General features: G+C 52.5%; 1 protein-coding gene. It reads left to right on the top strand.

Annotated features, from left to right (window positions below):
* The coding region (locus tag SB753_RS40535; RefSeq protein WP_410805610.1) for a putative Ig domain-containing protein at positions 1–244 on the top strand (244 nt) is incomplete at both ends.

Raw genomic sequence — 244 nt, 5'->3', positions numbered from 1 at the left:
CTGATGACGATACGCTGACCTTTAGCATTACTAACATGCCTGTCTGGGCCAGCTTCAACACCAGTAACGGTGCCTTAACCGGTACACCGTCGTCTGAGCATGTCGGCGTGACTGCCGGTGTTATTATCAGTGTTTCTGATGGCACCACCAATGCTGCACTGCCCGCTTTTAGCATAGAGGTTACCGCCAGCAATGCAGCACCGACCATTAGTGGCACCCCTGCTGTCAGTGTGAATATGAACAC

The sequence above is a fragment of the Paraburkholderia sp. SIMBA_053 genome (assembly GCF_046534895.1).
In the GTDB taxonomy this organism is placed as follows: Bacteria; Pseudomonadota; Gammaproteobacteria; order Burkholderiales; family Burkholderiaceae; genus Paraburkholderia; species Paraburkholderia caledonica.
This window is presented reverse-complemented; position numbering and strand designations above follow the sequence as displayed.